The sequence below is a fragment of the Tissierella sp. P1 genome (assembly GCF_002266425.1).
GTDB lineage: Bacteria > Bacillota > Clostridia > Tissierellales > Tissierellaceae > Tissierella > Tissierella carlieri.
This window is the reverse complement of sequence record NZ_NPMN01000019.1, coordinates 25,487-50,801: the sequence shown is the minus strand read 5'-3', so window position 1 is coordinate 50,801 and position 25,315 is coordinate 25,487. Positions and strand designations below refer to the sequence as shown.

The 25,315-nt window shown below is 29.6% G+C and carries 33 protein-coding genes and 2 pseudogenes; 1 reads left to right on the top strand and 34 read right to left on the bottom strand.

Going from position 1 to position 25,315, the window contains the following annotated elements:
- Positions 1–112 precede the first annotated feature (112 nt).
- From CIW83_RS14095 to CIW83_RS22315, 33 genes and pseudogenes are all read right to left on the bottom strand, one after another.
- Entirely contained in the window at positions 113–1,291 is a 1,179-nt protein-coding gene (locus CIW83_RS14095) for an SAM-dependent methyltransferase (protein ID WP_094902242.1), read from the bottom strand.
- A 153-nt stretch (positions 1,292–1,444) separates the two neighbouring features.
- Positions 1,445–2,167, bottom strand: coding sequence for an NAD-dependent protein deacylase (locus CIW83_RS14090; RefSeq protein ID WP_094902240.1), 723 nt, complete (start codon positions 2,165–2,167; stop codon positions 1,445–1,447).
- Between the two features lie 4 nt (positions 2,168–2,171).
- On the bottom strand, positions 2,172–2,489 hold the full coding sequence (locus tag CIW83_RS14085) for a cysteine-rich CWC family protein (protein ID WP_094902238.1): 318 nt from the start codon (positions 2,487–2,489) through the stop codon (positions 2,172–2,174).
- A gap of 56 nt (positions 2,490–2,545) precedes the next feature.
- The gene (locus CIW83_RS14080) at positions 2,546–2,968 is read right to left on the bottom strand and encodes a nucleoside deaminase (RefSeq protein WP_158220134.1); all 423 of its coding nucleotides are present in this window, start codon (positions 2,966–2,968) and stop codon (positions 2,546–2,548) included.
- A 67-nt stretch (positions 2,969–3,035) separates the two neighbouring features.
- Positions 3,036–3,348, bottom strand: a pseudogene (locus CIW83_RS24920) (zinc ribbon domain-containing protein).
- A 153-nt stretch (positions 3,349–3,501) separates the two neighbouring features.
- Positions 3,502–4,116 carry a DUF3137 domain-containing protein gene (locus CIW83_RS14070; RefSeq protein WP_094902234.1) on the bottom strand — a complete coding sequence of 205 codons (615 nt, stop codon included), beginning with the start codon at positions 4,114–4,116 and terminating at the stop codon, positions 3,502–3,504.
- A gap of 461 nt (positions 4,117–4,577) precedes the next feature.
- Entirely contained in the window at positions 4,578–5,423 is an 846-nt protein-coding gene (locus CIW83_RS14065) for an FAD-binding protein (protein WP_201259896.1), read from the bottom strand.
- A gap of 28 nt (positions 5,424–5,451) precedes the next feature.
- Positions 5,452–5,847 (bottom strand): hypothetical protein, encoded by a 396-nt coding sequence (locus CIW83_RS14060; RefSeq protein ID WP_201259895.1) that lies wholly within the window; start codon positions 5,845–5,847, stop codon positions 5,452–5,454.
- A gap of 71 nt (positions 5,848–5,918) precedes the next feature.
- Complete coding sequence (locus tag CIW83_RS14055) at positions 5,919–6,515, bottom strand: AAA family ATPase (protein WP_094902232.1); 597 nt, start codon at positions 6,513–6,515, stop codon at positions 5,919–5,921.
- 504 nt (positions 6,516–7,019) lie between these two features.
- Complete coding sequence (locus CIW83_RS14050; protein WP_094902230.1) at positions 7,020–7,799, bottom strand: GNAT family N-acetyltransferase; 780 nt, start codon at positions 7,797–7,799, stop codon at positions 7,020–7,022.
- A gap of 148 nt (positions 7,800–7,947) precedes the next feature.
- Entirely contained in the window at positions 7,948–8,160 is a 213-nt protein-coding gene (locus CIW83_RS14045; protein ID WP_094902228.1) for a hypothetical protein, read from the bottom strand.
- Positions 8,160–9,266, bottom strand: a complete 1,107-nt coding sequence (locus CIW83_RS14040) for an endospore germination permease (RefSeq protein WP_094902226.1) — start codon at positions 9,264–9,266, stop codon at positions 8,160–8,162. Before CIW83_RS14040 ends, CIW83_RS14045 begins: the two co-directional genes overlap by 1 nt.
- A complete protein-coding gene (locus CIW83_RS14035) occupies positions 9,267–10,439 on the bottom strand; it encodes a Ger(x)C family spore germination protein (RefSeq protein WP_094902223.1) in 1,173 nt (390 codons plus the stop codon).
- A gap of 10 nt (positions 10,440–10,449) precedes the next feature.
- On the bottom strand, positions 10,450–11,859 hold the full coding sequence (locus tag CIW83_RS14030; protein WP_201259894.1) for a spore germination protein: 1,410 nt from the start codon (positions 11,857–11,859) through the stop codon (positions 10,450–10,452).
- Positions 11,823–12,029, bottom strand: coding sequence for a hypothetical protein (locus CIW83_RS23060; RefSeq protein ID WP_201259893.1), 207 nt, complete (start codon positions 12,027–12,029; stop codon positions 11,823–11,825). The genes CIW83_RS14030 and CIW83_RS23060 overlap by 37 nt, the downstream gene beginning before the upstream one ends.
- Positions 12,030–12,305: 276 nt before the next feature.
- Positions 12,306–12,821 carry a GNAT family N-acetyltransferase gene (locus CIW83_RS14025; protein ID WP_158220133.1) on the bottom strand — a complete coding sequence of 172 codons (516 nt, stop codon included), beginning with the start codon at positions 12,819–12,821 and terminating at the stop codon, positions 12,306–12,308.
- A gap of 68 nt (positions 12,822–12,889) precedes the next feature.
- Positions 12,890–13,402 carry a GyrI-like domain-containing protein gene (locus tag CIW83_RS14020; RefSeq protein ID WP_094902219.1) on the bottom strand — a complete coding sequence of 171 codons (513 nt, stop codon included), beginning with the start codon at positions 13,400–13,402 and terminating at the stop codon, positions 12,890–12,892.
- A gap of 35 nt (positions 13,403–13,437) precedes the next feature.
- The gene (locus tag CIW83_RS14015) at positions 13,438–13,980 is read right to left on the bottom strand and encodes a GNAT family N-acetyltransferase (protein WP_094902217.1); all 543 of its coding nucleotides are present in this window, start codon (positions 13,978–13,980) and stop codon (positions 13,438–13,440) included.
- Positions 13,981–14,002: 22 nt separating this feature from the next.
- Entirely contained in the window at positions 14,003–14,608 is a 606-nt protein-coding gene (locus tag CIW83_RS14010; protein WP_094902215.1) for a histidine phosphatase family protein, read from the bottom strand.
- A 60-nt stretch (positions 14,609–14,668) separates the two neighbouring features.
- Entirely contained in the window at positions 14,669–15,229 is a 561-nt protein-coding gene (locus CIW83_RS14005; RefSeq protein ID WP_094902213.1) for an AAA family ATPase, read from the bottom strand.
- A gap of 10 nt (positions 15,230–15,239) precedes the next feature.
- Positions 15,240–16,115, bottom strand: coding sequence for a GNAT family N-acetyltransferase (locus tag CIW83_RS14000; protein ID WP_094902211.1), 876 nt, complete (start codon positions 16,113–16,115; stop codon positions 15,240–15,242).
- Positions 16,116–16,171: 56 nt separating this feature from the next.
- Positions 16,172–16,972 (bottom strand): GNAT family N-acetyltransferase, encoded by an 801-nt coding sequence (locus CIW83_RS13995; protein WP_158220132.1) that lies wholly within the window; start codon positions 16,970–16,972, stop codon positions 16,172–16,174.
- Entirely contained in the window at positions 16,953–17,381 is a 429-nt protein-coding gene (locus CIW83_RS13990; RefSeq protein ID WP_158220131.1) for an NUDIX domain-containing protein, read from the bottom strand. The genes CIW83_RS13995 and CIW83_RS13990 overlap by 20 nt, the downstream gene beginning before the upstream one ends.
- A 167-nt stretch (positions 17,382–17,548) precedes the next feature.
- Positions 17,549–18,304 (bottom strand): class I SAM-dependent methyltransferase, encoded by a 756-nt coding sequence (locus CIW83_RS13985; protein ID WP_094902205.1) that lies wholly within the window; start codon positions 18,302–18,304, stop codon positions 17,549–17,551.
- 208 nt (positions 18,305–18,512) lie between these two features.
- Complete coding sequence (locus CIW83_RS13980; RefSeq protein ID WP_094902203.1) at positions 18,513–19,049, bottom strand: GNAT family N-acetyltransferase; 537 nt, start codon at positions 19,047–19,049, stop codon at positions 18,513–18,515.
- A gap of 41 nt (positions 19,050–19,090) precedes the next feature.
- The gene (locus tag CIW83_RS13975) at positions 19,091–19,777 is read right to left on the bottom strand and encodes a 5'-methylthioadenosine/adenosylhomocysteine nucleosidase (RefSeq protein WP_094902201.1); all 687 of its coding nucleotides are present in this window, start codon (positions 19,775–19,777) and stop codon (positions 19,091–19,093) included.
- Between the two features lie 47 nt (positions 19,778–19,824).
- A complete protein-coding gene (locus CIW83_RS13970) occupies positions 19,825–20,394 on the bottom strand; it encodes a class I SAM-dependent methyltransferase (RefSeq protein WP_094902199.1) in 570 nt (189 codons plus the stop codon).
- A gap of 196 nt (positions 20,395–20,590) precedes the next feature.
- Positions 20,591–21,628, bottom strand: coding sequence for a P1 family peptidase (locus CIW83_RS13965; RefSeq protein ID WP_094902197.1), 1,038 nt, complete (start codon positions 21,626–21,628; stop codon positions 20,591–20,593).
- A 73-nt stretch (positions 21,629–21,701) separates the two neighbouring features.
- Positions 21,702–21,899: a hypothetical protein gene (locus CIW83_RS23810; RefSeq protein ID WP_235601346.1), complete on the bottom strand. Its 198-nt coding sequence runs from the start codon at positions 21,897–21,899 to the stop codon at positions 21,702–21,704.
- A gap of 180 nt (positions 21,900–22,079) precedes the next feature.
- A pseudogene (locus tag CIW83_RS24915) lies at positions 22,080–22,250 on the bottom strand (class I SAM-dependent methyltransferase); the annotation flags it as partial.
- A 5-nt stretch (positions 22,251–22,255) separates the two neighbouring features.
- Positions 22,256–22,504, bottom strand: coding sequence for a bifunctional 2-polyprenyl-6-hydroxyphenol methylase/3-demethylubiquinol 3-O-methyltransferase UbiG (locus tag CIW83_RS23055; protein ID WP_201259892.1), 249 nt, complete (start codon positions 22,502–22,504; stop codon positions 22,256–22,258).
- A 290-nt stretch (positions 22,505–22,794) separates the two neighbouring features.
- Positions 22,795–23,535: a SagB/ThcOx family dehydrogenase gene (locus tag CIW83_RS13955; RefSeq protein WP_094902195.1), complete on the bottom strand. Its 741-nt coding sequence runs from the start codon at positions 23,533–23,535 to the stop codon at positions 22,795–22,797.
- Between the two features lie 86 nt (positions 23,536–23,621).
- Complete coding sequence (locus CIW83_RS22315) at positions 23,622–23,795, bottom strand: hypothetical protein (RefSeq protein ID WP_158220130.1); 174 nt, start codon at positions 23,793–23,795, stop codon at positions 23,622–23,624.
- Positions 23,796–23,958: 163 nt separating this feature from the next.
- On the opposite strand from CIW83_RS22315, the gene sfsA reads away from it, so the two are divergent.
- A complete protein-coding gene (gene sfsA / locus CIW83_RS13945) occupies positions 23,959–24,660 on the top strand; it encodes a DNA/RNA nuclease SfsA (RefSeq protein ID WP_094902191.1) in 702 nt (233 codons plus the stop codon).
- An 85-nt stretch (positions 24,661–24,745) separates the two neighbouring features.
- Here sfsA and CIW83_RS13940 read toward each other — a convergent pair whose 3' ends face one another.
- Complete coding sequence (locus CIW83_RS13940; protein ID WP_094902189.1) at positions 24,746–25,303, bottom strand: signal peptidase II; 558 nt, start codon at positions 25,301–25,303, stop codon at positions 24,746–24,748.
- Positions 25,304–25,315: the final 12 nt, after the last annotated feature.

The following is a 25,315-nucleotide window of genomic DNA, read 5'->3' as shown; positions in this document are numbered from 1 at the left end:
CTGATTGTATAAATGATTGTTAATATAATTACTATCGACATTATCAAACAATTATTTAGCTTTACAACTCTCTAAATAGATTAAAGACCCTAATATTAGGATCTTTAATAGTCTATTTATTTAGCTGTGACTCTAATCTCTCTCCAAACTCTTTTTCAATATATAAATCTCTTAATCCCCAGAATTCTTTAAACTTCATGTATTTATCTATATATTCTTTATTATCCTTATCGTTATTTTTTACTGCCCTTATCAATATATTTTTAGGCGTATGTTCCATATCTATGAATTCCAGCAATTGTACTTGATAACCTAAAATTTCTAAAACATTGGCTCTTAGACTATCTGTCACTAAAGATGCTAACTTTTCCTTTATTATTCCATGCTTTAACATTGGTTCTAATGTTACATTGTCAATTTTATCATAGATTTCATGCTGACAACAAGGTACCGAAAGAATAGCCTCTGCCTCCCAATTTACAGCCTTAACTAACGCTGCATCAGTAGCAATATCGCAAGCATGAAGAGTAACAACCATATCTACATTACTAAATGCTTCATAATCTTTAATATCCCCATAAACAAATTTTAATCTATCATAATTTAAATCAATTGCTACTTCGTTGCAAAAATTAATTACATCTTCTTTCAAGTCAAGACCTATTATATTTACATCTAAACCTAAAATATTTACTAGATAATAATATAATGCAAAAGTTAAATATGATTTTCCACATCCAAAATCTATTATATTTAATGTTTTATCCTTATCTATCTTTGAGATAACATCAGCTACCATCTCTAGAAATCTATTTATCTGCCTAAACTTATCGTATCTTTTAGAAACTACTTTACCTTTTTCATTCATTACGCCTAGTCTTATTAGGAAGTCAACTGCTTCTCCATCTTCAATTATATAAGACTTTTTTCTATTATGTGATAGGTCTGCTTTCTCTTTTGTAGGCTTCTTTTTTAAAATAGAAGCTTTCCCTTTCTTATTTATCAATATCTGATAATCTGCTTCCCTTGTAAAAATTACTCCCTGCCTAAAACTTTGTATTAATAGATTTTCGATTTCCTTTATCGCTTCCGAAGCATCGAGATTTTTATGCAATACTTTGTTTTTATATTCATACACGAATTGCAGTTTTATTTCTTCTCTTATAAGTACAGGTTTTATGGTTACTTTATTGAAGCAGTCCTCATCTTTCTTTCTTAAATTACTAAGTACTCCATATATTATTTCATCACTAAAAATAATTTCCTCTAATAATTTTATGACTTGATTCATTGAAAATCTCCTTATATTTCATAATCAACTACTACTCTAGACTCTCTTACTTTTCTCATATATTCAGCTATTTTTACATGATTAGGATGTTTTTAATAAATATTTTATCATCTTCGCCTACTCCTTTATAGCGTTTTAATTTTAATCTTTATTTTATGATATACTGCCAAATACTTCTCCTATGCTACTATTAAAGTTAAGTAAAGCTCTTCTATCATATTGTGTCTCGGATTTGTTGATTAAAATTAATTTATTTCCTCTATAATATTCAACTAAACTTGCAGCTGGATAAACTGTTAGAGATGTGCCACCTACTATTAAAACGTCAGCATTCCTAATATATTCTATGGCTTTATTTAATATATTCATATTTAAGCTTTCTTCATAAAGAACTACATCTGGTTTTACGATTCCGCCACATATATCACACATAGGTACTAGATGAGATCTAAGTACATAATCTAAGGAAAAGAATTTATTACATCTATCACAATAATTTCTATGCACTGAACCATGAAGTTCTAGTACATTCTTTGCCCCTGCCATCTGATGAAGCCCATCAATATTTTGTGTAATTATAGCTTTAAGTTTTCCTCTTCTCTCTAGTTCTGCCAATGTAATATGTGCTAAGTTTGGTCTTGCTTCTGTATATATCATTTTGGTTCTATAAAACTTAAAAAAATCTTCAGTATCTCTTTTATAGCATGTATGACTTAACATATATTCAGGAGGATACTTTAAATTCTTAGAGGTATTATAAAGACCCGCTGTAGATCTGAAATCAGGTATATGACTTTCAGTAGATACTCCTGCACCTCCGAAAAATATAATATTGTCACTATCATTAATTATTGATTTTAATTTTTCTATAGTCACATTATCAACTCCTATATTTATCAATGCAAGATTTGCATATGCAAGCCTTTCCCTTTTTATCTTCAGGAATTATATCTAAAATTCCCTTTGGTATTATAACATTATGACACCAGCATTCTTTACTATGTCTACAATTATTATTCTTACCGCAAATAGGACATGTCACTTGTTCTAAGTATTTTTCTATCACATCATTGTATACTTCCTCGATATCTTTATTATCTTTAGATGCCTGTAGGAAATATCCAATTCTATTTAGCTCTTTTCCAAAATCTATAGCTAGATTATTCGTTTCTCTCCATGTATTTAATATATCTTCCATTCTAGGATGTTTGCGCTCATATTCATAAGCAGCTTGTAATATTAGCTGGAAAACTTCTATCTCATCTTCTCCTTTTTCGCGACTATTTTCTTATTTTTAATATAATCAAGTTTATCGTTTAATGATACAGCACCTGCAAATCTATCTTGTGCTCCGTATTGTATGTTTCGTATATTCATCATGACCATTGTACCAAAACACATGGGACAAGGCTCTGTAGTTGTATATAATATGTAACTTCTTATATCAGGATGATTATTCTCTCTCAATCCTAGCATTGCATTTATCTCAGCATGAGCCATATTAGTTCCTGCAATTGAATTGTCACTTATTTCATCAAAAATCTGATTTTTCCCTCTAGATACTATATTGCCATCTTTTGATGTGATTACACATCCAATTGGTATTGTTCCTCTTTTATAAGCTTCCCATGCTAACTTAAAAGCTTCTTGCCATGGTTTATCTAATTTATTCCACACAGCTCTCCCCCCATATTTCATCTAAATTCATAATATCATATTTTCTATATTTTCCTATAACACCTTATTAAAGCTTTCTTCCGCATTTAGGACAATACTCAAAATCAGTATCAATTGAATAATTACAATTTGGACAAACTTGCTCCTTATTATAATTTATATTTATAGGATATAATTCAGATTCATCAATCCTACTCTTTTCTCCTCTTTCAATAGCTTTCCCTAAATCTTCATTTATAGTAAATAGACTACCACAACAAGTACTTCTTACATAATATTTTTTTATTCCATTTAAAAATTGGAATGAAAAACAAACTAAAATATGTATAAGTCATAAAAACTTCCAATCGCCCATAAGAACTACAATTTGGACATATCATAGTTTGAACAAAATCAATACTCTTTTCCTTTGTAGATATTCCAAATACAAAAAACATTTTCTCCCTCTTTTCTCATGTTTTGGAATTTAACAATACTATCATTCTAAATATGAAATATCAGCTTCCAAATATAATACTAGCTATATTTGTCTTTTACTTCAATGTAATCTCTGGGCCTTCCTCATATGCCGAACCCATTATACAAAGTTTGTCTAATACCAACGCAAATAGCATATATAAACTCTTAAGTCTTTCAATATCTTTAATTACTCCCATGGTTTGGAAATAAAGCTCATCAACTCCTTCTGGAAAATCCGTACCAAACCAACCTTCATCATTTTTTACTTCAAGATATATATTATCTTGAGAACTTATAAGTTCACGAATCTTATCACTTGAAAATAGTTCTATTAGTTTTGCCTCATCATTTCCTTTTATAATAAATTTCTCATCAAATTCTGCATATCCTATTTCTACATCCTGCATACCTAAAGTTTTTCCTATTTCACTAAACCATCCACTTTTATATATCTTAAAATTAAACCCATCTTTATTTACATAAGGTGCTCTTATCCTAGTGTATGTTGTACTTGTTTTTCCAGTGGATTGTGTATATGTATCCAATGTAACCACCCAATTTTCAAATCTAGCAACTACCTTTTTGGATTTCCAAAATCCCTCATTTATAAAATCTGCTCCTATCTCATTTGCAAATTGACTCCATATTTCTTCTTGACTTGGTCCAAAAATACTTCTTAATAAACTCATAATATCACCTCTGCTTTATTTTATACCCTATATCTGGGCTATTAAAGCTGCTTTCCCCGTTTTTCCCTTTATTCCTTTTTAAAAACATATCTCACTAAAAAGCCTCTCTCACCTTCATTTTCAATGTATTTAATAAGTTCAAAGGAACTATCTAGTACTTCAAAATCTGTTGGTTGAATTAAATCTTCTTCTCCTATCTTCTCATCTACCTTATGCCTATATCATCTTAATATCTTTTTTCGAAATTTTCTACTTTAACGCTTAACACTCCTGTCTTCATAATAAGATTTCTTAAATGTTTATTGTACATAGCAGGGATCTTTATATTCTTCATTCTAATATTCCATAGCAATGATTTAGTGTAGGAGTTATATAATATATTATATTTGGAAAAATCTTCTCTTAATGCCTTTGCAAGTGCTAAGGAACTTCTAAAAGCATAACTTAATCCCTCAGCAGAGCTAGCTTATAAAACCAGCAGCTTCTCCAATTAATGCAATTTGATTGTTACCAGTGCATACTTGATTTGATTTCTTAGGTCTTAATAAATGTGTTCCTTCTATCTTAATACTATTCTCTAATCTAAATCCCTGTTTTTTTAATTTTTCCTTTAATAATTGAAACTTTTTATGCACATTGTCATTTGGCCTTAATGCAGAACCTACAATCAGATGATCTTCTTTTGGAATAGTCCAAGAATAAAAATCAGTTATCTCCCTATCAAAGATTGCACCATAATAATCTAAATCACAATCAGTCTTAAACCATTCTTGTATAGATATGTAAATGTTAGGATCGGGGAAACTCTTAAATCCTTGTTTCCTGACTTTTGAAAATGCTCCATCTGCACCGACTATTATCTTTGCCTTCTCTTCACATTCTTTTCCATTGTAAATAAACTTTACTATAACACCATCATCAGTAGTCTTATAAGATTTATACATACAATTATAGATAATGTCGGTCTGGGATGGTATCAAACTAGCTAGCCATTTATCAAATCCTTCTCTATCTATGTTAATATAGTTTCTCTGATAATATCTTTCATTGGAATTGTCAAAATCTAAAACACGAACTGCAAATAGCTGAGGACTCATAAGAACAGACTTAGGCACACCTAATCCAAACTTTGCCAGCATTAATTGAGCGTCTGGTGCTATTAATCCGCCACAGGGCTTCACTCTGTTATATTCGTAACTTTCCTGAAAATCCCTTCTTTCTAATACTAGGACCTTATAATCTTTTCCAATTAACCTTGCTAATGTTGCTCCTGCTGGTCCGCCGCCTATGATTATAATATCATACACAATATTACCTCCATTTACCTATTACATTTTATTTATACAAATTTATTAAATAACCCATCCATTTCTTGACCATCATCATAGAAAAGTACTTTTTAGATATGCCTTCTAATGTCTCAGATATATCTGACCCCTGCTTGGCTACGGTAATAATTGGTATACCTCGTGCAAAAGCATATCCCGCTTCAATACCTAGACCTACTCCCTTTTCACTTAATTCAATAATAACTAAATCACATTCATCAATTTCCTTAAAGGTTAATTGCATTAGCTCATATGGACTATATTCAACTTGGCCATTGTTTTGTATATCTCTGACAATACAACTAGTCTTATATCCTACTTTTTCAAGAGCTGATGAAATCTTATCAATAATTGCCATATTTCTATAATCTTTATAATATTTAATTCCTACATATGCTTTCATAGAGTTCCCTACTTTCTATAATTTTACACCAATTGACCTTGATTGAGCAACCATTCGGGTACTTTATAATGTTACTTCAATAGTCTCATATGTCTAAGCCATATTTTAAACTTATCTAGTTTTTTCCTAGTTAAGTTTCTATTATCAGGTAACAAATCCACCTCACACGACTTACCTATATAATCAACTACTTCATAAACTGTCATTTTGTTTGTGTCAATATGCTCTTTAAAAGTAGGATTATCTAAAGAATTTATACATCTGTCTATTTGTTTAGCAGCCCATGAATTCTTACCCTCTCCTCTTTTTCTTAATCTTTTAACTAATGTTTCTTTATCAGCCATCAGAGTAAAGTGTTTAATATTAGCACCTCTTTGCCTTAATCTTTCCAGTATTTCATTATAATATAAATCACTTGTCATTGTCATGGGTACAATGATAATACCATTATAATGTTTGCTCATATATTCAAGCATTTGATAATTAAAGTCTCTCCAAATTGGAAAGTCTTGAAAATCATTTAGTTTCAATTCTTTAGGTATATTATCTCTAATAAAATACCCTATTTCTTCTGGATCATATACATATGAATTCTCTATCCGCCTATTTAATTCATATGCTGCATTGGTTTTTCCGCTTCCAAATGCTCCATTAATCCAAATTATCATAAAAATTCCTCCAAATATATAAATTCTAATAATAAAAGCTTCTACAAAGCATTATAGGTAGTTTTTCTTGGCTACTGCATAAGTAACTTGCACCAAATCAAAGATTTCAGCAATCTACCTCAAACTCATTTAGATCAAGTTCTTGATATAAAGAATTAAGTAGAACTTCCTATTCGTTATAAAAATATTGATCTAAAATAAAGGGTATTAATGCACCTAAATCTCTTATATTTCCTTTAGATTTTGATATTTTATTCTCTAATTTAAATAGATACCAAGATAAATAAAAACTTATTATATCAAAGGCTATAGATAAATACAAAGAAATTATAGGATTAAAAGAGAGATTTATATTTGTTGATAATCATTAATACATATCCATTATTTTATTTCAAAACTTATATCATCTACAGCTATAAAGTCTCCATAAGACTTTGTGAAATTACTCACCTTTGTTGCTATATTACTCATAATCTTCTTCCCTATTGATAGAGTTAATCTATGTCATCTTCTCATAATATGCCAAGTATCATCTCCAACAAACCCACAACTTCTGTATAGCCTTTCCGGATTGGTTATGTTATCTACTTCTCCTGAGACTATAGTAAAGTCAGCATATGGTTCTAACCGTTTCAATAGCTCTATAACCAATACCTTACCTAGTTTATTTCCATGATAAGATGGTAATACCTGGATCCACTCTAATGCTCCTTCTTTAATATTCATATCTAGTTCAGCAATTCCAAGTGCAACTGGCTTTTCTATTTTTTTCTCTATTATCCATATCCATAAATTATTATGAAATACAGGATGTTTCGTCCATTTTAGTACTTCGTCCACATTTGGCTTGATATCATCATAACAATTACATATTAAATCTGAAACCATTTGTATCTCTGTATTAATATCAACTTCTCTAATATAATAGTTTTCTGGTATACTGATATCTATAATATCTTTATTATTATGTAGCAGCTTGAAATATGATTTTTTATTTGGGAATTGTTCTTTTATATTGTCATTAAATTGAGATTGATGAACCAGAATCATATTAAATTGCCCTAAATCTTGCTCATCTATATAATTTTTATTTGTATTCCAAAATGTATGTAACATTCTTTTATTCCAAAGCTTTAGGCTTTTCACCTCATCTTTTTCTATTGTAAAATTGCTATGGAAATTACCAATTTGTTCAAGTGTTTTCCATAAAGCAGTAGCCTGAATTCTACATGGATTATCAATATAAACTTTAGTCAATGCCTCTGAAAAGGTTTCTATATTCATTAGAATCTCCCCCTTAACAAACTAAGATAGCAGTCATTGTCTAAATTATACAATATTTTGGCAATACTTGCTGAAGAATTTAATAAAAGTATCTAAAAATAAATAACTATAAAATTTGGTATCAAGAACCAATTTTTATAGTTATTTATTAATACCCTAATCCTAACACTTCTCTGACAAATTTGTCTAATGCAAGCATGGGGCTAGGCAATCTATAATCTAATGCATATAGAGTAGATAAAATGAAAGCTACAGCAATTACTAAAAGAGTTACTTTAAATTCTTTTTTTTTATTTGATTTTATTAATCCTCCCAAATCCATAAATCCTATTATTATAAATACTACTAACACATATAACATTAAATCATTCCTTTTTTCAATTTAGGTAATTTTCTAATTCTAGCAACCATTATGGTAATAAGCGGTAAAATGGTTTCAAACATAAACCATTCAAACGGAGCTGTTTTACTTGCTGAATTAATATGTGCTATTATTGAAGGATATATATTAAAGGAATATATTATAATAATTATTCCTACACTTATGACCAAAGATTTAAATGATTGTAGTTTAAATATATATGCAATGCTCATAACTGTAACATAGTATAATATACAAATTTTAAAAAACATAAGCATAATTAGACTAACTGCAAAAAGAACTTCCACTCTACTCAGTGCAGAATGTATACTTATCAACCGAAGAGTTTCAAAAGGTGGTAAAGCAAATATCTTTATTGTATTTCCTAGTACTGCCGTATCTCTAAGAACTATAGTTAATAGAGTCAGACCTCCGACTATAAATCCATAAAAAAAATATTTTCTTCTTTTCTTAGGCTCAATTTCTAAGTTTGGATTAATCATTAAAAACACTATAAGTTCTCCAAAAGGAATAGTTGATATAATATGAGTCCCCTGAATATATACCATTTTAGGTTGTTCTAACATAGGTAAAAAATTATCTATTTTCATTTGGTTTATAGTAAAAAAAATTGTCGATAGAACTATTAATATTGCAATTAATGTAAAAAACATACTATATCTAGTCACAACTTTTACTCCGTTTCTTACCGCCCAAGCACATAATAAAATAAATACTACTAAAATAATTATGGGGGGAGTATTTTGCATTGTTGTTTTTTGTACAAAGTCTCCCAAGTCCTTTGTATTTAAAGCGGATAATGTTAAGAAAAACCATAAATACAGAACTGAAACCACTTTTCCTATAATAGGACCGAAAACTATATTATTAATCTCCATTAAATTTCTATCTGGAAATATTTTCATAATGTATGTGTATATCAGTAAAGAAGGTATTGACATTACAAAGCCTAATATCACAACTATCCACGAGTCTTGCTTTGTTATAGATGTAAAAAACGATGTCAGCAAAGATGAAGATTGTATAAAACAAGCTACAGTAAACATAAATTGAATCCCTGAAATTTTCCCTTTGTCTATTTGCATCTAATTTCCCTCTTTCATATTTAAAGAATTTACAATCTTACCAGTATCTATTAAATTTAATTTAATATTTGTAGATAATTTAATTTCTGGATACATACTATCCCAATCATTTTTTATTTGCTCTGATTCTTTAGGAAATCTTTTATAGAATTCCACACCGAATCTTAGAAAATCTGCGTTTAACTCTTGACTTTTATTCAAACAAGCTTGTATCTCTTTATTTATTGTTTTTTTCCCTTCTTCCACTAATATGTCTGTTACCTCTTTCACAGTCATATTATTAAATCCTTGTATCTCAGAAATTATTATATCTCCAATAATCTCCAAGGATATCACTAATTCACCTCCATTTCTAATTTCAGGTTTCATCTTATGCTTAATATTGGTTATATCTAGGTTTGAAAAACCCTCTTTTATATTTACCTCTATAAAAGTATTTTTAAATTTATCCATAATCCAAGTATATCCCCTAGTTTCGGTTTCATTTAATTGACCAATGAGTTTTCCATCATTAAGAACAGCCAATCCAGATAAAAATAGCCTTAAATATTCTCCATTATCCTGTAATTTCACTATAGGAATCACAGGAGCTGTAGTTTTATCAATTATCATAGAGGTAAGATCCAGTATTCTAATTGAATAAGATTCATAATACCTATTAGCCGCTTCAACCATTCTAGTAATTCCTAAAGAAGATATCTTTTCCTGCTCCATAGTGTTACGAAGAATATCCTTAGCCTTACCTTCTGCCATAAATACTAAGGTTTCCATTCGCATATCATGTTGTCTGAGAAGTGCATCTATATAAGGCTGAATTCCTTTTATTGTCTGCTCTTTTCCAAATATAACTACTTGATTATGATGCATAAATAAATCTCTAGTAGTTTGCTTCTGAAGCTTATCTATGGCAGATAATATACCTTTATCTTCTGTTGCCAAAATTATTGAATCATCAGTAACACTTTCACCTCTAAATGAATCAGAATTACTTTTGTTTATTTTTCCTACTTGCAATATAAGATCAATTTTATCCTCATCATTTGCTGCATCTATACCAACACCAGTTACTATTGAAATAGTATCCAATTCTTTCTTATCCCAGCACCCTACTAGAATAAATCCAATTGATATAATTATAATGATTTTAAATAATTTTGTTTTTTTTATTTTCATATGCTGCCCTCTATTTTTCTTTATTATTTTCTCCGTCTGGAGGAATAAAAGTTTTTTTCCTATTCTTGTCTATATAAGTTAATTCCTCTGGTCTATCCTCCATGATCCAAAGTGGTAATCTAACAAAACTATCCTGTTGATCTTTTGAAAATTCTATAGATGCAAAATATGGTATACCAAAAGGTTCCAATATAGATAGATGTACAAGCATACCTAAAAATCCTATGGCTATCCCAAATCCTCCCAATACAGATGCTAGTATCATCATAATTATCCTAAGTATAGAGATAGAATCTGATTGTTCTGGTATTATAAATCCAGCTACAGCTGCTATTGCAACAGTTATAACCATAGGTGCCCCCACTATTCCAGCAGATACTGCAGCATCTCCCATGACTAAAGCACCTACTATACTAATTGCTTGACCCACAGGACGAGGTAATCTCAAACCAGCTTCCCTCAATATTTCAAAGGATATTACCATTATTAATGCTTCTAATAAAGCTGGAAATGGGGTTCCCTCTCTAGCATTTGCTACTGTAAATAAAAGAGTTGTTGGAATTAATTCTTGATGAAAAGTCGTTAATGCAATAAAACCTGGAACTGCAAATATTGCAATGAAATATGCAAAGAATCTCATCATTCTAATGATAGATGCATATATTGGTCTTACATAATAATCCTCTGCTGTTTGAAAACTTTCTACAAATAGCATTGGAACTGTTAGTACAAAAGGACTCCCATCTACTACTATAGCAACACGTCCTTCAAGTATTTTGGCAGCAATCACATCAGGTTTTTCACTATATCCTATTGTTGAAAATATTGAAAATGGATAATCCTCTACATATTCTTCTATATAACTTGAATCTATTATAGAGTCCACATCTATATTCCTTAATCTATCTCTTAGCTTTTGAAGCACTTCTGGTTTTACTATTCCTTCTATATATGCAATGCATATATGTGTGTATGTTTTTTTCCCAATTATCATATTTTCCATTTTGAATCTAGGACTTTTAATTCTTCTTCTTAGAAGAGAGGTATTTGTCCTAAAATCTTCAGTAAAGCCTTCCCTTGGTCCTCTAACTACAGATTCTGTCTGAGGTTCTGTAACACTTCTTTTCTCCCATCCTTTTGTACTAACAATTAATCCTGTAGATAACTTATCTACTAATAATATTGTATTTCCTGAAAGACATCCTTTAAATAAATCTGAATATCTGTTGCTTTCCCCAATATCTCCTGAACAAATAATACATTTTTTAAAATCTCTTATCTTTAAATTTTCCATCATATCTTCTTTAAAATCTTTATTTAATATAATAGGTTTTAATATGCTCTCTGTAATTTCAAGATTATTTACAAGTCCATCAATATATATTAGTGCTCCATTAAACTCACAGCAATCACCAAACATGAATTCATGTATTTTATATCATTACTATTACCTAAAATCGCCTTAAAAAATTCTATATTTTCTTCTAAATTACTTGATATGTCTTTATCTAAATAATCCTCATTATCATGTTCTCGATTATTATGATTTTGCCAAAATACAATTTTCCTCATAAAATAACTAATCAGCATTTAAAACAACGCCCTTCCCATTATGTTATAAATATTGTTAGCACTTTCATCTTCATTATTCAATAAATAAATAAAAAAATAGATAGCAATTGCTATCTATTGTGTTTCATATATTAATATTTCAGTTTTTATTATTAGTTATATTTCCCCCTTATAGCTAAAGCAATTATTACTCTATTCATTCCTTTTATAAAATCCCCATCTTTATTATGTTATAAAATGCTTCTCTAATTTTACACTAATTTGTAATTTCTTCAATTTTAAATTTATAGATCATCATTTTAATTCTAAAATATAGGAATATCCATTTTTATTTTCTTTGTACTTTCTAAATCCTGCTTTTTCAAAGATTTTTTGTGATGCTATATTATATGAATATATTTCATTAACATATATTTTATCATAATCCAGTATCTTTGCTCTCTGTATTAAGGCCTTAATAACTTTGTATCCTATTCCTTTCCCCCAATAATTTTTATTTCCTATTACTATTGGCATATCTTCTTTCCAAAATGTCACATCTCCTATTGGGGTATATTCATTGCCTATATTAACCTCAATAAAATACAGTTCTCCCTTATCATTTAAATAATCATACATCCTTTTAAGTCTATCAGTATCATATAACTCAGCATCTTCTCCATCTACTAGTTTCACTGTTTCTTCGTCTTTATACCATTCCAAGGCAAAATCAAATTTACCATCAAATTTCCTTAAACGTAAATCTGTATCTATATCTATATACTTAGGCTGATTAGTCTTTTCATTATTTATATTGTTAAATGTTTCCACTACAATCATATCCTTTCACATGTCTTGCTCCAAATATTTAAGAATATAGGATATTTCTATTATCTAATTTATACTGTCTTACAGGGTATATAATAATCTAAAATTATTTCTCCATTATCCATTGGGGTTGTAAATCTTGGGCAACTATATAGTTCCATACACCAAGAAGCAGATTCATCTAACCTATATCCTTTTTCTTCCATTGCCTTTTGTGTAAACTCATGGGATACTGGATAAACATCCTTTTCTAGTCCTTGAATCCATCCTATGGCTACTTTTGAAGAAGGAATATCTCTATAAATAAATCCCTCTGGTACAGGAGCTTCTGTTTTCATAAGCATGCCGCAAATGTATGTGAATTTTCCATTATCTATTCCCCAATCACCCATCCAACCGACATAAGAACTGTCAATATGATATTCTTTTAGCTCTTCTAATCTAGTAAAAGTACCATCTTCAAAACACTTCTCCCAAAATTCAGGAATAGGATTTTCTTTCATATCCATCTCCAAATATACAGCTTTACCTATGATTCTAACTTCTGGAAGTTGATTAATTTGCAGATTAACTAACTTTGCCATAATGTAACCCCCTTATAAGATTTAATTTGGTAATGCTACCTATTCCATTCTCTTCTCAATATTCCATAGACAACACAGTCTACATAGCCATGATTAAGCAATTCTCCATCTCGGATTACACCCTCCTTAGTAAATCCAAGTCTCTCTGGAATAGCTCTGCTCTTAAGGTTATCTTCTGCACATCTAATTTCTACTCTATTTAATTCCAAGGTATTGAATGCATAATCAATAAATTCCCTACATGCTTTTGTCATTATTCCTTTACCTATATATTTTTCATCTAACCAATAGCCTATACTCACTTCTTTTTTACTATGATTTATATCGTGATATCCTATAACACCTGCAAACTCTCCCTTATACCATATACCAGCATTAAAACCATTATTTGCAGCATATTGCTTTTTACTGCTTTCTATAAATGCTTTCGTATCATCTGAAGATTTAGTAATATCAACCCATGGTAAATATTTTCTCAAATGTTCTCTATTTGAATCAATTGATTTAAACATCTCCTCTGAATGATCCATGTCAACTAATCTTAATTCAATATTATCATCAATTACATGCCTAAACATTAATTATCCCTCCATTCTCCCATTATTCTAGATGGGAAGTATCAGCTTCCAATATGATATTGATTTCATTCTCTTCCACTTCAACTATAGTAAGTGAAGTACCTTGTAAAAAAGGAGGAGTCCATAGCTCTTCTAAAGGATATTTTTTTATAATAGCATAAATTGCCTTAATAACAACTGCATGAGATACTATTAAAACATTCTCTAATGATGAATTGCTAATTATCTGATTTAATATACCTTTCACTCTTTCAAATAACTCCTCAAAACTTTCTCCTTCAATTGGACTATATAAATGGGGTCTATTCCAAAAATTAAAATGTTCTGTCGGATACAATTCCTTTATAGTATCATGCTCCATTCCCTCCCATTTTCCAAATCCCATCTCCCTAAGAGAATCAACTAAAATTATTTCTGTATCTTTATCTTGTCTAATATACTCTGCTGTAGCTACAGCCCTACCTAAAGGACTGCAATATATACAATCAAAATCGATATCTCTTAATCTATATCCAAGTTTTTTCGCACCTTCAACACCATTTTCGATTAAGTCAGAATTCTGCCATCCCTGCATTCTTCCTTCTTTATTCCATTTGGTTTCACCGTGTCTAGTTATATATATTTTCAATTATGTCCCTCCATTCTTTCTGCTAAGTTATAACCTTAACTATATTTATACTCAGTGCATTTATAATTCAAACCTCTTTTTAATCATTTGGGCTACTTCTAATGGACTTAACTCTGTATTATTTATTCTAATATAATTTTCCTTTTTAATTTCATCCTCTATTGAATTCAGCCTATGTTTCTCCATTGTGCTTATTAAATCTCTTTCTGAAAACTCTATATCTCTCTTAGTTGGTTTATGTTCTAATCTAAGAGGACTTCTATTCCGCTCTAATCTTTCCTCTAACTCTGCATCTAGCTCTACAAAGTATACTTCGCCACCTCTAGATTGAAAAATATTACATACCTTATCTATATAATCCCAATCCTCTTGCATATCAAATGCCCATACATAGGTAAATATTAATCCTTCCAAATCACTCTTTGCTACTTCTTCAAATATTTCTTGGCGAAATAAACTGACTAACCTTTTTCCTTCCTTTGAACCATAGCTAAAAAAATGGGATACCAATTCAATTGTCATATGATTATGAAAAAGCTTTAGTCCAGTTATTTTTTCAAGTTCCTGTCCAACTGTCATTTTGCCAACTGCTTGTGGTCCAAATATTAGAATCAATTTCATGTAGCTCCTCCTATCCCCTCTTTATAAAGTAACTTAACTGGTGTTTTTCTTTAAAACCTGCCATTTTATATAGATTAATTGCCTTTTCATTTTTTGAATTAACGCAAAGATTAATAGAATCTATAGAATTAAATGAAAATAGCCATCTTAATGCCATGGTTAATAAATAACATCCTATTCCTTTACCCCTTTGTGATTCATTCACTGCAAAAAATTCAATACTTCCTTCATCAAATTCAGGCTCAGCCTCAACATAAATATATCCAGTTAATTCCTTAGCTTCTTTACAGACAAATACTTTTCTATGATTATTTAATCGTGATATTATTTCTTCTCCATCATAATAGGTATTGGGAAAAGTTTTATCATGAAGCTCTTTCATAGATTCAAAATCCTCTACAGCCAATTCTATCAAACATACTTCATCTAAATTATTTAAATCACTTCTTTTAAATTCCAATATGATTTCTTCACTATTTTTACTAAAACCAAGGATATCTGCTAACTTTAGGCAATTATAATTTTTATTATTGACAAACATACTAGTCGTTACTATTTCCTTAGGAATCAATTGTAACATCTTGTCCCACATATCAGTTGCAATGCTCCATTTCCCATTCTCGATAAAAGGTCCCCAGATTTCAGCATTATTCCTTTCCATATCTGCATCAAATCCTAATACACCAACTATTTTATTTTCTTCTGTAGCAATTACAAAACTTTTATCAAATTGAATATCCGTTATATCTTCTTTTAATGAATTCTCTATTTCTTCACTATCATCACCACAATAAGCAATATGACTTTCTTCTTTTCTATTTAATCTTGCTATAAAATCACTGATTTTCTTAATATCTTCTTCTTTAACTAAAGTAAACTTCACCATATTATATCTCCCAAGCATTTATTATTTTTACCTAGCATAACATTAGGCAAATTTCTTTACTTCTTAATTGCTTTCTTCCATATATACACAGGATATCTTTCTGATTTTTCAAATCCAAGTTTTTCAGCTACCCGTAAAGACGGTATATTGTCTTCCCTAGTTTCCCAGAGCGGTTTCATACCTTTATTTTTTTGTTTTTTTATTAATTCATATGCTACTATTGACGCATAACCTTTATTTCTTTCTTTTTCATTAAAAGTATCAAGGTCTATAAAGTATTTGTTATCATATTCAAATCCGTTATTTACACACTGAGATACTGTTTTCTCCTCAACTATGAAAATCATGCCCTCTGTTTCTTTATTCATCCCAGTTATTTTAAAATGATTCTTATATTCTTCTGGTATAATTGGAAAACTCTTTTCCAGTACATCTCCATCAGTATTTTTCAGACCTAATCCATTAAATTTTTCTTCATTTAAGATAAATGTATTTTCATAGTGTTTATTATATAGATAAAACCCTTCTATTTCTTCTTCTAATATTTTATCATAATCATCATTCAGGGAATACACTTCAAAATACTGCTCTTTTAAGCTATCTATAATAGGTGCTATTTCTTTTATCATAAGCTCTTTAAAAAATTCTCTATTCCTTTTTAAATTTTCTAGTTCAAAATACGCATAAGCCCATCTTGATATAGCCCACACAATTATCCCTTTAGGATTTTCTTTATTATCTACATAAATCTTTCCTGGAAAATCTTTATTGATAACTGCTACAGCAGGAATCTGAAAATTAAAATTAAAATATTTTCTTACAATTTGATACTCATCCTTATCTAACTCTATATACATAATTTCCCCCTCTAATTTCATCCCAATTCCAATTTAACATTCTTATTTTAAAATCATCATACATCATTTGCAGTGATTCCTCATCTGTACTAATCCATTTAAATGCATCATGTTCATCTGATAATCTCACTTCTCCTTCTTCAAATTGACATAAGTAAATGATGCCTGCAATTTGATAGTCTTCTCTAATTAAGCTCCATGTGTCTAGTAACTTTATTGGCTTAACTGCTAATCCGGTTTCTTCCAGCATTTCTCGTTTTAAAGTTTCTTCTGCTGTTTCACCAAATTCCATACGTCCCCCTGGCAGTTCCCATAGATCCTCTTCTACTCCTTTATTATGCATCACTAAAAATTTATCGTTATTAAAAATTAATGCCTTAACTCCTATATCTATTCTCTTATCCTTCATCATTTTTCCCCCATTTTAAATTCTAAATATTATATAAATAACTTGCTCCGTTGCTTGCTACTACTAAATTTATTATTATGATATTGAGTTATATATATCTAAGTACTTCAAAGACTTAGCCTTATCTAGCTAAGCCTTTTGAAAGTCATGTTAATTTTCCTAAGTCATTATTTTTCTGCTATTAAAAAATACCTATGTTCTAATATTTCTATATATCCTCGTTTTTCTAGCTTAGCTTGTAACTCAATAAGTTTATCAAAACATCTTTCTACTGAAAAACCTGGAAATTCCCATTCAATTATTCTTGCGTAAAATACAAATGCTCCTATATCGTGAAAATATGTTTTTGGAAAATATTCTCCTGCATCAATAATTTTCATTCCAGTATTTTTTGCTTCCATCAAGATTTTATCAAGATTCAATTCAATATCAGTTGTATTAGGATACTCTCCTAGTAAAAACTTTGATATCTCTCTATTATTCATACCTCCGACCTGCTGAGTAATAAAAATTCCATCTGGTTTTAAAATACGATTAACCTCTGATAGACAAAAAGATTCATGTCTATTTATTACAATATCAAAGTAATCATCCTCAAATGGCAAATTGCCGTCATCATAAACTGGTCTTACCTCAATCCCATGAGGAGTTAATATTTCTTTGCAAAGTTCTATATTAGGAAAATAACTTTCTGTTGCATAAGTTTTTCCTTCTGTTGGGTTTAAAGATAAAAGAAATTCCCCTCCACCAGTTCCCATATCAAGTAATATTTTTTCTTCATTAACATATGACTTAACTATTTTTTTATAGTCCCATGGTAGTGTTTCTTCTTCCATACGATTATTTATATGAGAGAAATCCCAACCTTTAAATGAATATTGTTCTTCATATCTCCAAGTTTCTTTTAATTTTTCTAAATTCATAAAACTACACTCCTTTTAAAATATATTAAATGTTTTCTAAAAAGTGCAGTTTACTGATAACTAATTAATCTGCTCGATACAATCTGCTATCAGATATTATAAACTGCACCGAGCAATTACCGAATTTAAGCTTCATCCTAATCCTTCCTTTACAATTTATTTTAAATTTATATATAAAGTAAATCACTAACGCTAAAGATCATAATATCTAATCAATTTCCAATCCCATAAATATAGAGCTATAGTACTTACCGCCGACATGGAAATCCCTAGATATAATCCCTTCTTTTTTAAAGCCTAATTTTGTATATAGATTTATAGCTGTTTCATTATCTTCTCTTACTCTTAAATTAATTTTTCTCACTACATTACCTTTTTTAGCCCAATCTATCATATATCTAATTAACTCTTTTCCTATTCCTAGTCCCCAGTATTTTTTAGCAACACTAATTCCAAATTCTCCCGTATGCTTAGTCCTTTGCCGAATACCTCCACTATAATTTAAACTTCCGACTATTTTATTTTCAATTTCAGCTATAAGGTATATCTTATTTTCTCCATCTATATAACTTTCAAGTATAACTTCTTCTTTCTCAATGGATATATCAAATTCATTGTCACCAAATGTAAGAAAATCTGATTCTCCACCTATTTTATTTATGTAATTTATTAGGTTCAAGGCGTCTTCCTTCTTTGCTGTCCTAATAATTAAATTCTGTCCATTTTTCAGCTTTAATTGTACCATTATATTTCACTCCAATTTTTATACTTAGAAATATTTCTTGCCTACAACATTTGTATCATACTTAAAACTATCTCTGCTGATTTATTAGCCGCAATAGTTTCAAAGGCATTATAACTAATTGTAGCCTCATCATCAGCGTTATCTGATATACTTCTGATGACCACAAAAGGTATCTTATTTATATAAGCAACATGTCCTATTGCAGAGCCTTCCATTTCAACACAATGTGGTGAATAGTCTCTAAGTAGATTTTTCTTTATTTTACTATCTTGAATAAAGCTTTCTCCACTTACTATTCTTCCAACATGATAATTCCAGTCTTCACTATGATGTGATTCACATGCTTTGACAGCAGATTCAATTAACCTTTCATCAGCTTGAAAACACTCCCTATAAGGAAAACAATTTTCCATCTGGGCCTTTCTTACATCGTGATGTGTCACATTACTAGATATTACTACATCACAGATTTTAACTGACTCATGTAATCCACCAGCAATCCCGGTATTTATAATACTATCTACACCAAATCTATCGATTAAAATCTGTGTACATGAGGCTGCATTTACTTTACCTTCTCCGCAGCGAGTTATGATTACATCTTTATTATCTATATCACCTAAGAAAAAATCAAATCCAGCAATATTTTTACTTGTATTAATGTTTATATTGTTTTTTAACAACTCAATTTCCAAAGCCATAGCACCTATAACACCAATTCTTTTCATAGTTTTTTCACCTCTTATCTTTTATTAATCTTTCACCTATCATCTTTCTATTTTCTAAATATTATTTTAAATACTTTATCTTGAGATTGTACTTTTATTGCTTCAAAGCCAAGGTTTTCTCCAATACTGATGAAATATTCAACATCTTGATCTTTATCCTTTCTTGAAATCCCATAGCCAGTCTTAATTATTTTAATGGGGGTATCTATTTCAAGCTGGATTACGAAAATATCTTTTATACTGCCATCATATTCTGGTATTATGGCATCCCATAAAATAAATTCTCCATTATCCTTTAATACTCTATATATTTCTTTAAATACCTTTTCATGATCATCTTTATTAATATACATCAATGTAAAAAATGACGTTACAGCATCGAATGAATTTTTTAGAAAAGATAATTCTCTTGCATCCATAACTATTTTTAATGGTCCATCTGGTGCTTCTTCTAATTCATCTTTCCTTGGATCGATGGCAATTACCCTATCTCCATAACATAAACCCATTATACCTTCTCCACCGCCGCCAATATCTAGAATTCTTTTTCCAATTATCTCTTCTTCTATTGTTATCTTCTGGCTTCCAACAACATACATTCTTTCCTCTTGGTTCAATTCCCTTCCCCCATTCCGCAATAACTTTAGAGTGTACTATATCCTTATTCCTAATCTATCTTTTATTTTAAATCTAACATAGGCTATATTTTTTATATACCATATGGAAGTTCTCACTTATTTTTCATTTTTAAAGAAAATTTAACCTACATGAGTTTCAAAAAACTATCTTACATAGTACTTTTAGAGAAATTTCTTATATTAAATCTTTTAAGGAATACACTTGTTTCCCATCTCTGTCAATGGAACTAGTAGAGCATATTAATGAGTTTAGTATAGCCTCTTCAGTGGCCTCAACTGTTGCTTTGAAAATTTTGTTTATCTTGTTTTCATTAATTACTCTAATATCAATTACATCATTCTCTTCATAATGCTTGATTATATTAGCTGTTGAAAATCCTATAACCACTTCACCACTTCCATTACCTGTATAGCTTCCAGTTCTAGATATTCCAGGATAAACTCTTTTTATTATTCTCTTAAGTTGTCTGGATGAAAGAGGGATATCTGTGGCTAATATTATAATTATAGATCCCTTATCTTCTGTCGTATCTATCTCTTTAGTCTTTTCAACTAGTTTAGGACCTATATGGTCTCCATTTAAAACAAAGTCTTCCAAGGAGCCAAAATTACTCAAGACTAGCACCCCTATTGTATATTGAGTATTTTCTAGTTCAACAATTCTAGAGGATGAACCAATCCCACCTTTTAATCCATAACATACCATACCTGTGCCAGCTCCGATATTTCCTTCAGCAAATTCAATATTACATTTTTCTATAGCTTCATATATATGTTCCTGTTTCACATGAAGGCCTCTAATATCATTTATCACTCCATCATTACACTCACAAATAACTGGATTTACAGTACCAGTTGTACTGCCAATATCATCATTCTGAGCTAGAATATACCTTACTAAAGTTTCATGAGCGATACCAACACTAAGTGTATTGGTAAGAATAATAGGTGTTTCTATAGTACCTAATTCTTCTATCTGAATAAGACCAGTAGATTTACCAAATCCATTTATCACATGACAGGCTGCTATTAACTTATCTTTAAAAATATTGCCTTGATGTGGCAATATTGCAGTTACTCCAGTCTTTATAACTCCATCATCTAAAGTTGTATGTCCTACTTTTACTCCCTTTACATCAGTAATAGAATTATTACTTCCTATTGTGAAATTACCTATATTAATTCCATAATCTCTTATTTTCTTATTTGTCATTAAATATCACCTCTCCTAATATAGAAATTCTTTTGTTGTCCTTTAAAAGCTTAATTAATTTTAATTTCATAGATTATTTCTCTACAACAATTAAGAAATGTTCTGTAGTATTTCTATATTGCTCTTCTTCGCTATATTCAGCTGCCTTTTTTATGAATTTATTGTATAAGTTAATGTCTCTTTTATATAAATCCTTTACATCCATTATTAATCCAGATAAAAAGCTTTCAGCTCCTGCTGTAGATATTATCTTAAGTTTACTCTTTGACACTTCTACGATTGCATGTTCAGCTGTAGTAAAAAAGGTTTCTGTAAAACTTTCTTCCTTACTAAACTTTATATTCCCATTTAGATATCTATCAAAATGGCCTATATCCTCAAAAACATCTGGGAATTCATAAACTGCTGCCTTTAGTGCTCCCCAAGTATTTATATAAGCTATTATAGCTCTACCACCAGGCTTTAAAATTCTATATGTATCATTTATTACCTTGAGCCTGTCCTCTTCATTGTGAAGATGATATAAAGGGCCTAAAACTAAAGCATATTCAAATGCATCATCTTCTATAAAATCAAGTTCAAGTGCAGATTTACAGAAATAGTCATATTTTTTATTAGATATATTTTCTATATTTTTTTGGCTATATCAAGTAAGTTTTGTGATAAATCCAGTAGTGAAACATCAAAACCTCTTTTTATAAGCTCTATAGAATATCTCCCTGGTCCAGAACCTATATCAATAACATTACTTATATTCTTAAAATATTTATCTATTAAATGAGTTGTAGTAGTAAATTCAATTCTTGAGTAAGGATTATCAAGTCTATCCCACTCCAAAGTAGAATTTTCATCATAATAAGCTTTAACATAATCCATATTCCTCATCTCCTATTCATACTATCTAATTAAATTTAATACCTTTTTACTTCATAAAATTTAGATTTTAAAAAGTAAATTGTCTTATAATAACATATGGATATCACTAAATGCAAGACTTTTTTCTAAAGTTTGCCATTATTCATAATAATAAGGACAATTCCTATTATTGCAGAATATTATCTCTCTATAAAAATTGTATTTATCACTTATTTTCCCAATTTAATATATAAATCTTGAATAATTTAATACTATCCCCCAGATATTCTCTGGGGGATATAATATTATCACTAAATTCTACCTACTGGAGCCATATATACTACAAACTCATCTTCTCCATCTACTTTTATCATTTCATCCATAAAGTCTTGATCATATGCAGCTATAGCACAAGTACCTAATCCAAGTGCCTCACAGGCAATATATAACGCCTGACATACATGGCCAGCATCTATAAGCATAACCTTATGAGCAAGTTTATCATATCTCCATTCCCCTCTATAAGGCAAGCAGCTCCAGATAAAATTAACTGCTGCAGTTCCAGCAAATTTTTGTCCTAAAGTTCCAGATGTTATTTTCTCTGCTATTTCTTCCTCTTCATATAAAAATAAAAGCTTATGCTCCATTGCAAGATACCTATAGACGCCCTTTCTAAGCCCTTCTACATTTTGAACAGCTAAATAAGTTTCAAAAGGATGTCTTGCCCCAGCTGATGGAACAGGCCTGACTGTGGCATAATTATCTCCCCTGATTTCTTTTACTCTTTGAGTTGCCCATAAAAGATATGATAGTTCATCTACTGTTAAAGCTTTTTTGATGTATTCACGATGAGTCTTCCTATCTGATATACACTTATGTACATCTTGCTTTAATACTATATCTTTATTTATACTAGGTAACTCGAATACCTTGAAACCATCCTCATAAGGTTTTTGTAGTGGTGGTTGAGGTAATTCTTTTTCCTGGTCAGAGAATATATCTTCTGCAAAACCAGACTTCATAAAATTTCTGTTTTGTGTAAATCTTTCCATTATAGTCTCCTTTATCATAAATTATATATTACTTTATTCTACATTTTTTGCTAAATTCCTTCTTTTATCCAGCAATATTTTTTTAATTATTCCTTTCCTCTTTCTAAATATGAAACTATTGCAAAGTATAAATTTCCTTCTTGGTTATATTCTATATCTATAATTTCTAGTATATTTTCTTCGTTTTCATTTATCCATTCATTAACCTTTTCCTTAAGTGTAGATCCATCTTCATAATCTACGATATACATATATTTCATTTCCCTCACCCCTAATATAATAGTTATAGATATTATATTAACTATGGGAACAGAAGTTGCCTTCACTCTTAATAAATTTCCTTGTTATTGGGAAAATTGATATATATTGTCCTTAATGATACAATAAATAATAAATGAATTTTAAAGATAAAGAGGAGAACATATGAAATATAAAAAAATTATAGAAGGAGTCTTTCTAAAAAGACCTAATAGATTTATAGCACAAGTACTAATAAATGGAAAAGAAGAAACAGTCCATGTAAAAAATACTGGAAGATGTAAAGAGTTACTTTTACCAGGAGCTAAGGTAATATTAGAAGACTGTACTCATAATCCTAATAGAAAGACAAAATATTCCCTTATATCTGTTTGGAAGGAAAACATGCTAGTAAATATAGATTCTCAAGTTCCTAATTCTGTAATCTTCCAAGCACTTAAGGAAAATAAGATTAACGGATTTGAAAGTCTAATAAGTTTAAAAAGAGAAGTCACCTTTGGAAATTCTAGATATGATATATATTTTGAATCTAAAGATCAAAAGGGCTTTATTGAGGTAAAAGGTGCGACTTTAGAAAACAACTATATTTCCATGTTTCCAGATGCACCCACGGAAAGAGGAACTAAACATGCCTTAGGGATGATTGAAGCAATAAAACAAGGATATAGAGGAATAATTCTCTTTCTAATTCAGATGAAAGGTCCCACTATATTTAGACTAAATTGGCAAATGGACAGTAAATTTTCTGAGGCTGTTAAGCTTGCTAGTGAAAATGGTGTAGAAATATTAGTTTATGATTCTATTGTAAAAACTAATAGTATAGAAATAGGTGGTCCTATAGAAATAGACCTTAATACCAAATCTTAATCATATACAAATTCAAAGGATTACTGCCTAACTATTGAATCATAGTCAGGCAGTAAATTTTTAATATAATTAATAAAATTTTTAACTACTCTCCTCTTGATAGAAAATCCTTTTTGATAAATCCAATATAATCCTTTAACAACTCTATCTCATTTATCTTGGAAATTTTCTTCCAATTTTTTATTACTAGCATAATTACTAACACTTCAAAAACAGTTAAATAACAATCCTTTAAGTCAAAAACGAAAAATCCTTTTAATAATATATAGTCTAAACTCCCATTCCAAAAAATTTTATCTATTAAGGAAGATATAGCTCCTGAGAATAAAAATATTTTTGATATTTTTATCATTGGATTATTTATAGTCTTAACTTCTAAATATTTAAAGGCATAGTAGCTAAAAATCAACACAAATACTACTATAGTTATATGAAAATACCTATTCCACCCAAGATTAAATAATGAATTTATATATGAATAGTTGTCATTTAAAACAGGTGCAAAGTATAATATATTTTCTATTATTGGAATTTTTACACCATAGTAACCTTTGACTATTATCTTTATGACCTGTTCAAGTATAATTAATGCTATAATCATGATTTGAGTAGTTCTGTTACTGCCTTTAATTGATCTTTTCATAGTATTCCCTCA

Excerpts from the sequence above, each read along its gene's own strand:
- CIW83_RS23055 (WP_201259892.1), bottom strand. The coding sequence starts at position 22,504 with ATGGATTATGTTAAAGCTTATTATGATGAAAATTCTACTTTGGAGTGG.
- CIW83_RS14030 (WP_201259894.1), bottom strand. The coding sequence starts at position 11,859 with ATGTTTGGTGATTGCTGTGAGTTTAATGGAGCACTAATATATATTGAT.
- CIW83_RS14005 (WP_094902213.1), bottom strand. The coding sequence starts at position 15,229 with ATGAAATTGATTCTAATATTTGGACCACAAGCAGTTGGCAAAATGACA.
- CIW83_RS14020 (WP_094902219.1), bottom strand. The coding sequence starts at position 13,402 with ATGGCAAAGTTAGTTAATCTGCAAATTAATCAACTTCCAGAAGTTAGA.
- CIW83_RS14015 (WP_094902217.1), bottom strand. The coding sequence starts at position 13,980 with ATGTTTAGGCATGTAATTGATGATAATATTGAATTAAGATTAGTTGAC.
- CIW83_RS13955 (WP_094902195.1), bottom strand. The coding sequence starts at position 23,535 with ATGGAAAGATTTACACAAAACAGAAATTTTATGAAGTCTGGTTTTGCA.
- CIW83_RS13940 (WP_094902189.1), bottom strand. The coding sequence starts at position 25,303 with ATGAAAAGATCAATTAAAGGCAGTAACAGAACTACTCAAATCATGATT.
- CIW83_RS23060 (WP_201259893.1), bottom strand. The coding sequence starts at position 12,029 with ATGCTGATTAGTTATTTTATGAGGAAAATTGTATTTTGGCAAAATCAT.
- CIW83_RS14035 (WP_094902223.1), bottom strand. The coding sequence starts at position 10,439 with ATGAAAATAAAAAAAACAAAATTATTTAAAATCATTATAATTATATCA.
- CIW83_RS14095 (WP_094902242.1), bottom strand. The coding sequence starts at position 1,291 with ATGAATCAAGTCATAAAATTATTAGAGGAAATTATTTTTAGTGATGAA.
- CIW83_RS14055 (WP_094902232.1), bottom strand. The coding sequence starts at position 6,515 with ATGATAATTTGGATTAATGGAGCATTTGGAAGCGGAAAAACCAATGCA.
- CIW83_RS13990 (WP_158220131.1), bottom strand. The coding sequence starts at position 17,381 with ATGAAGGATAAGAGAATAGATATAGGAGTTAAGGCATTAATTTTTAAT.
- CIW83_RS14085 (WP_094902238.1), bottom strand. The coding sequence starts at position 2,489 with ATGGAAGATATATTAAATACATGGAGAGAAACGAATAATCTAGCTATA.
- CIW83_RS13965 (WP_094902197.1), bottom strand. The coding sequence starts at position 21,628 with ATGACAAATAAGAAAATAAGAGATTATGGAATTAATATAGGTAATTTC.
- CIW83_RS14060 (WP_201259895.1), bottom strand. The coding sequence starts at position 5,847 with ATGAAAGCATATGTAGGAATTAAATATTATAAAGATTATAGAAATATG.
- CIW83_RS13985 (WP_094902205.1), bottom strand. The coding sequence starts at position 18,304 with ATGAATTTAGAAAAATTAAAAGAAACTTGGAGATATGAAGAACAATAT.
- CIW83_RS14000 (WP_094902211.1), bottom strand. The coding sequence starts at position 16,115 with ATGGTGAAGTTTACTTTAGTTAAAGAAGAAGATATTAAGAAAATCAGT.
- CIW83_RS14050 (WP_094902230.1), bottom strand. The coding sequence starts at position 7,799 with ATGAATATAGAAACCTTTTCAGAGGCATTGACTAAAGTTTATATTGAT.
- sfsA (WP_094902191.1), top strand. The coding sequence starts at position 23,959 with ATGAAATATAAAAAAATTATAGAAGGAGTCTTTCTAAAAAGACCTAAT.
- CIW83_RS22315 (WP_158220130.1), bottom strand. The coding sequence starts at position 23,795 with ATGAAATATATGTATATCGTAGATTATGAAGATGGATCTACACTTAAG.
- CIW83_RS13980 (WP_094902203.1), bottom strand. The coding sequence starts at position 19,049 with ATGGTACAATTAAAGCTGAAAAATGGACAGAATTTAATTATTAGGACA.
- CIW83_RS14045 (WP_094902228.1), bottom strand. The coding sequence starts at position 8,160 with ATGTTATATGTGTTAGTAGTATTTATAATAATAGGATTTATGGATTTG.
- CIW83_RS14040 (WP_094902226.1), bottom strand. The coding sequence starts at position 9,266 with ATGCAAATAGACAAAGGGAAAATTTCAGGGATTCAATTTATGTTTACT.
- CIW83_RS13975 (WP_094902201.1), bottom strand. The coding sequence starts at position 19,777 with ATGAAAAGAATTGGTGTTATAGGTGCTATGGCTTTGGAAATTGAGTTG.
- CIW83_RS13995 (WP_158220132.1), bottom strand. The coding sequence starts at position 16,972 with ATGTATATAGAGTTAGATAAGGATGAGTATCAAATTGTAAGAAAATAT.
- CIW83_RS14070 (WP_094902234.1), bottom strand. The coding sequence starts at position 4,116 with ATGAGTTTATTAAGAAGTATTTTTGGACCAAGTCAAGAAGAAATATGG.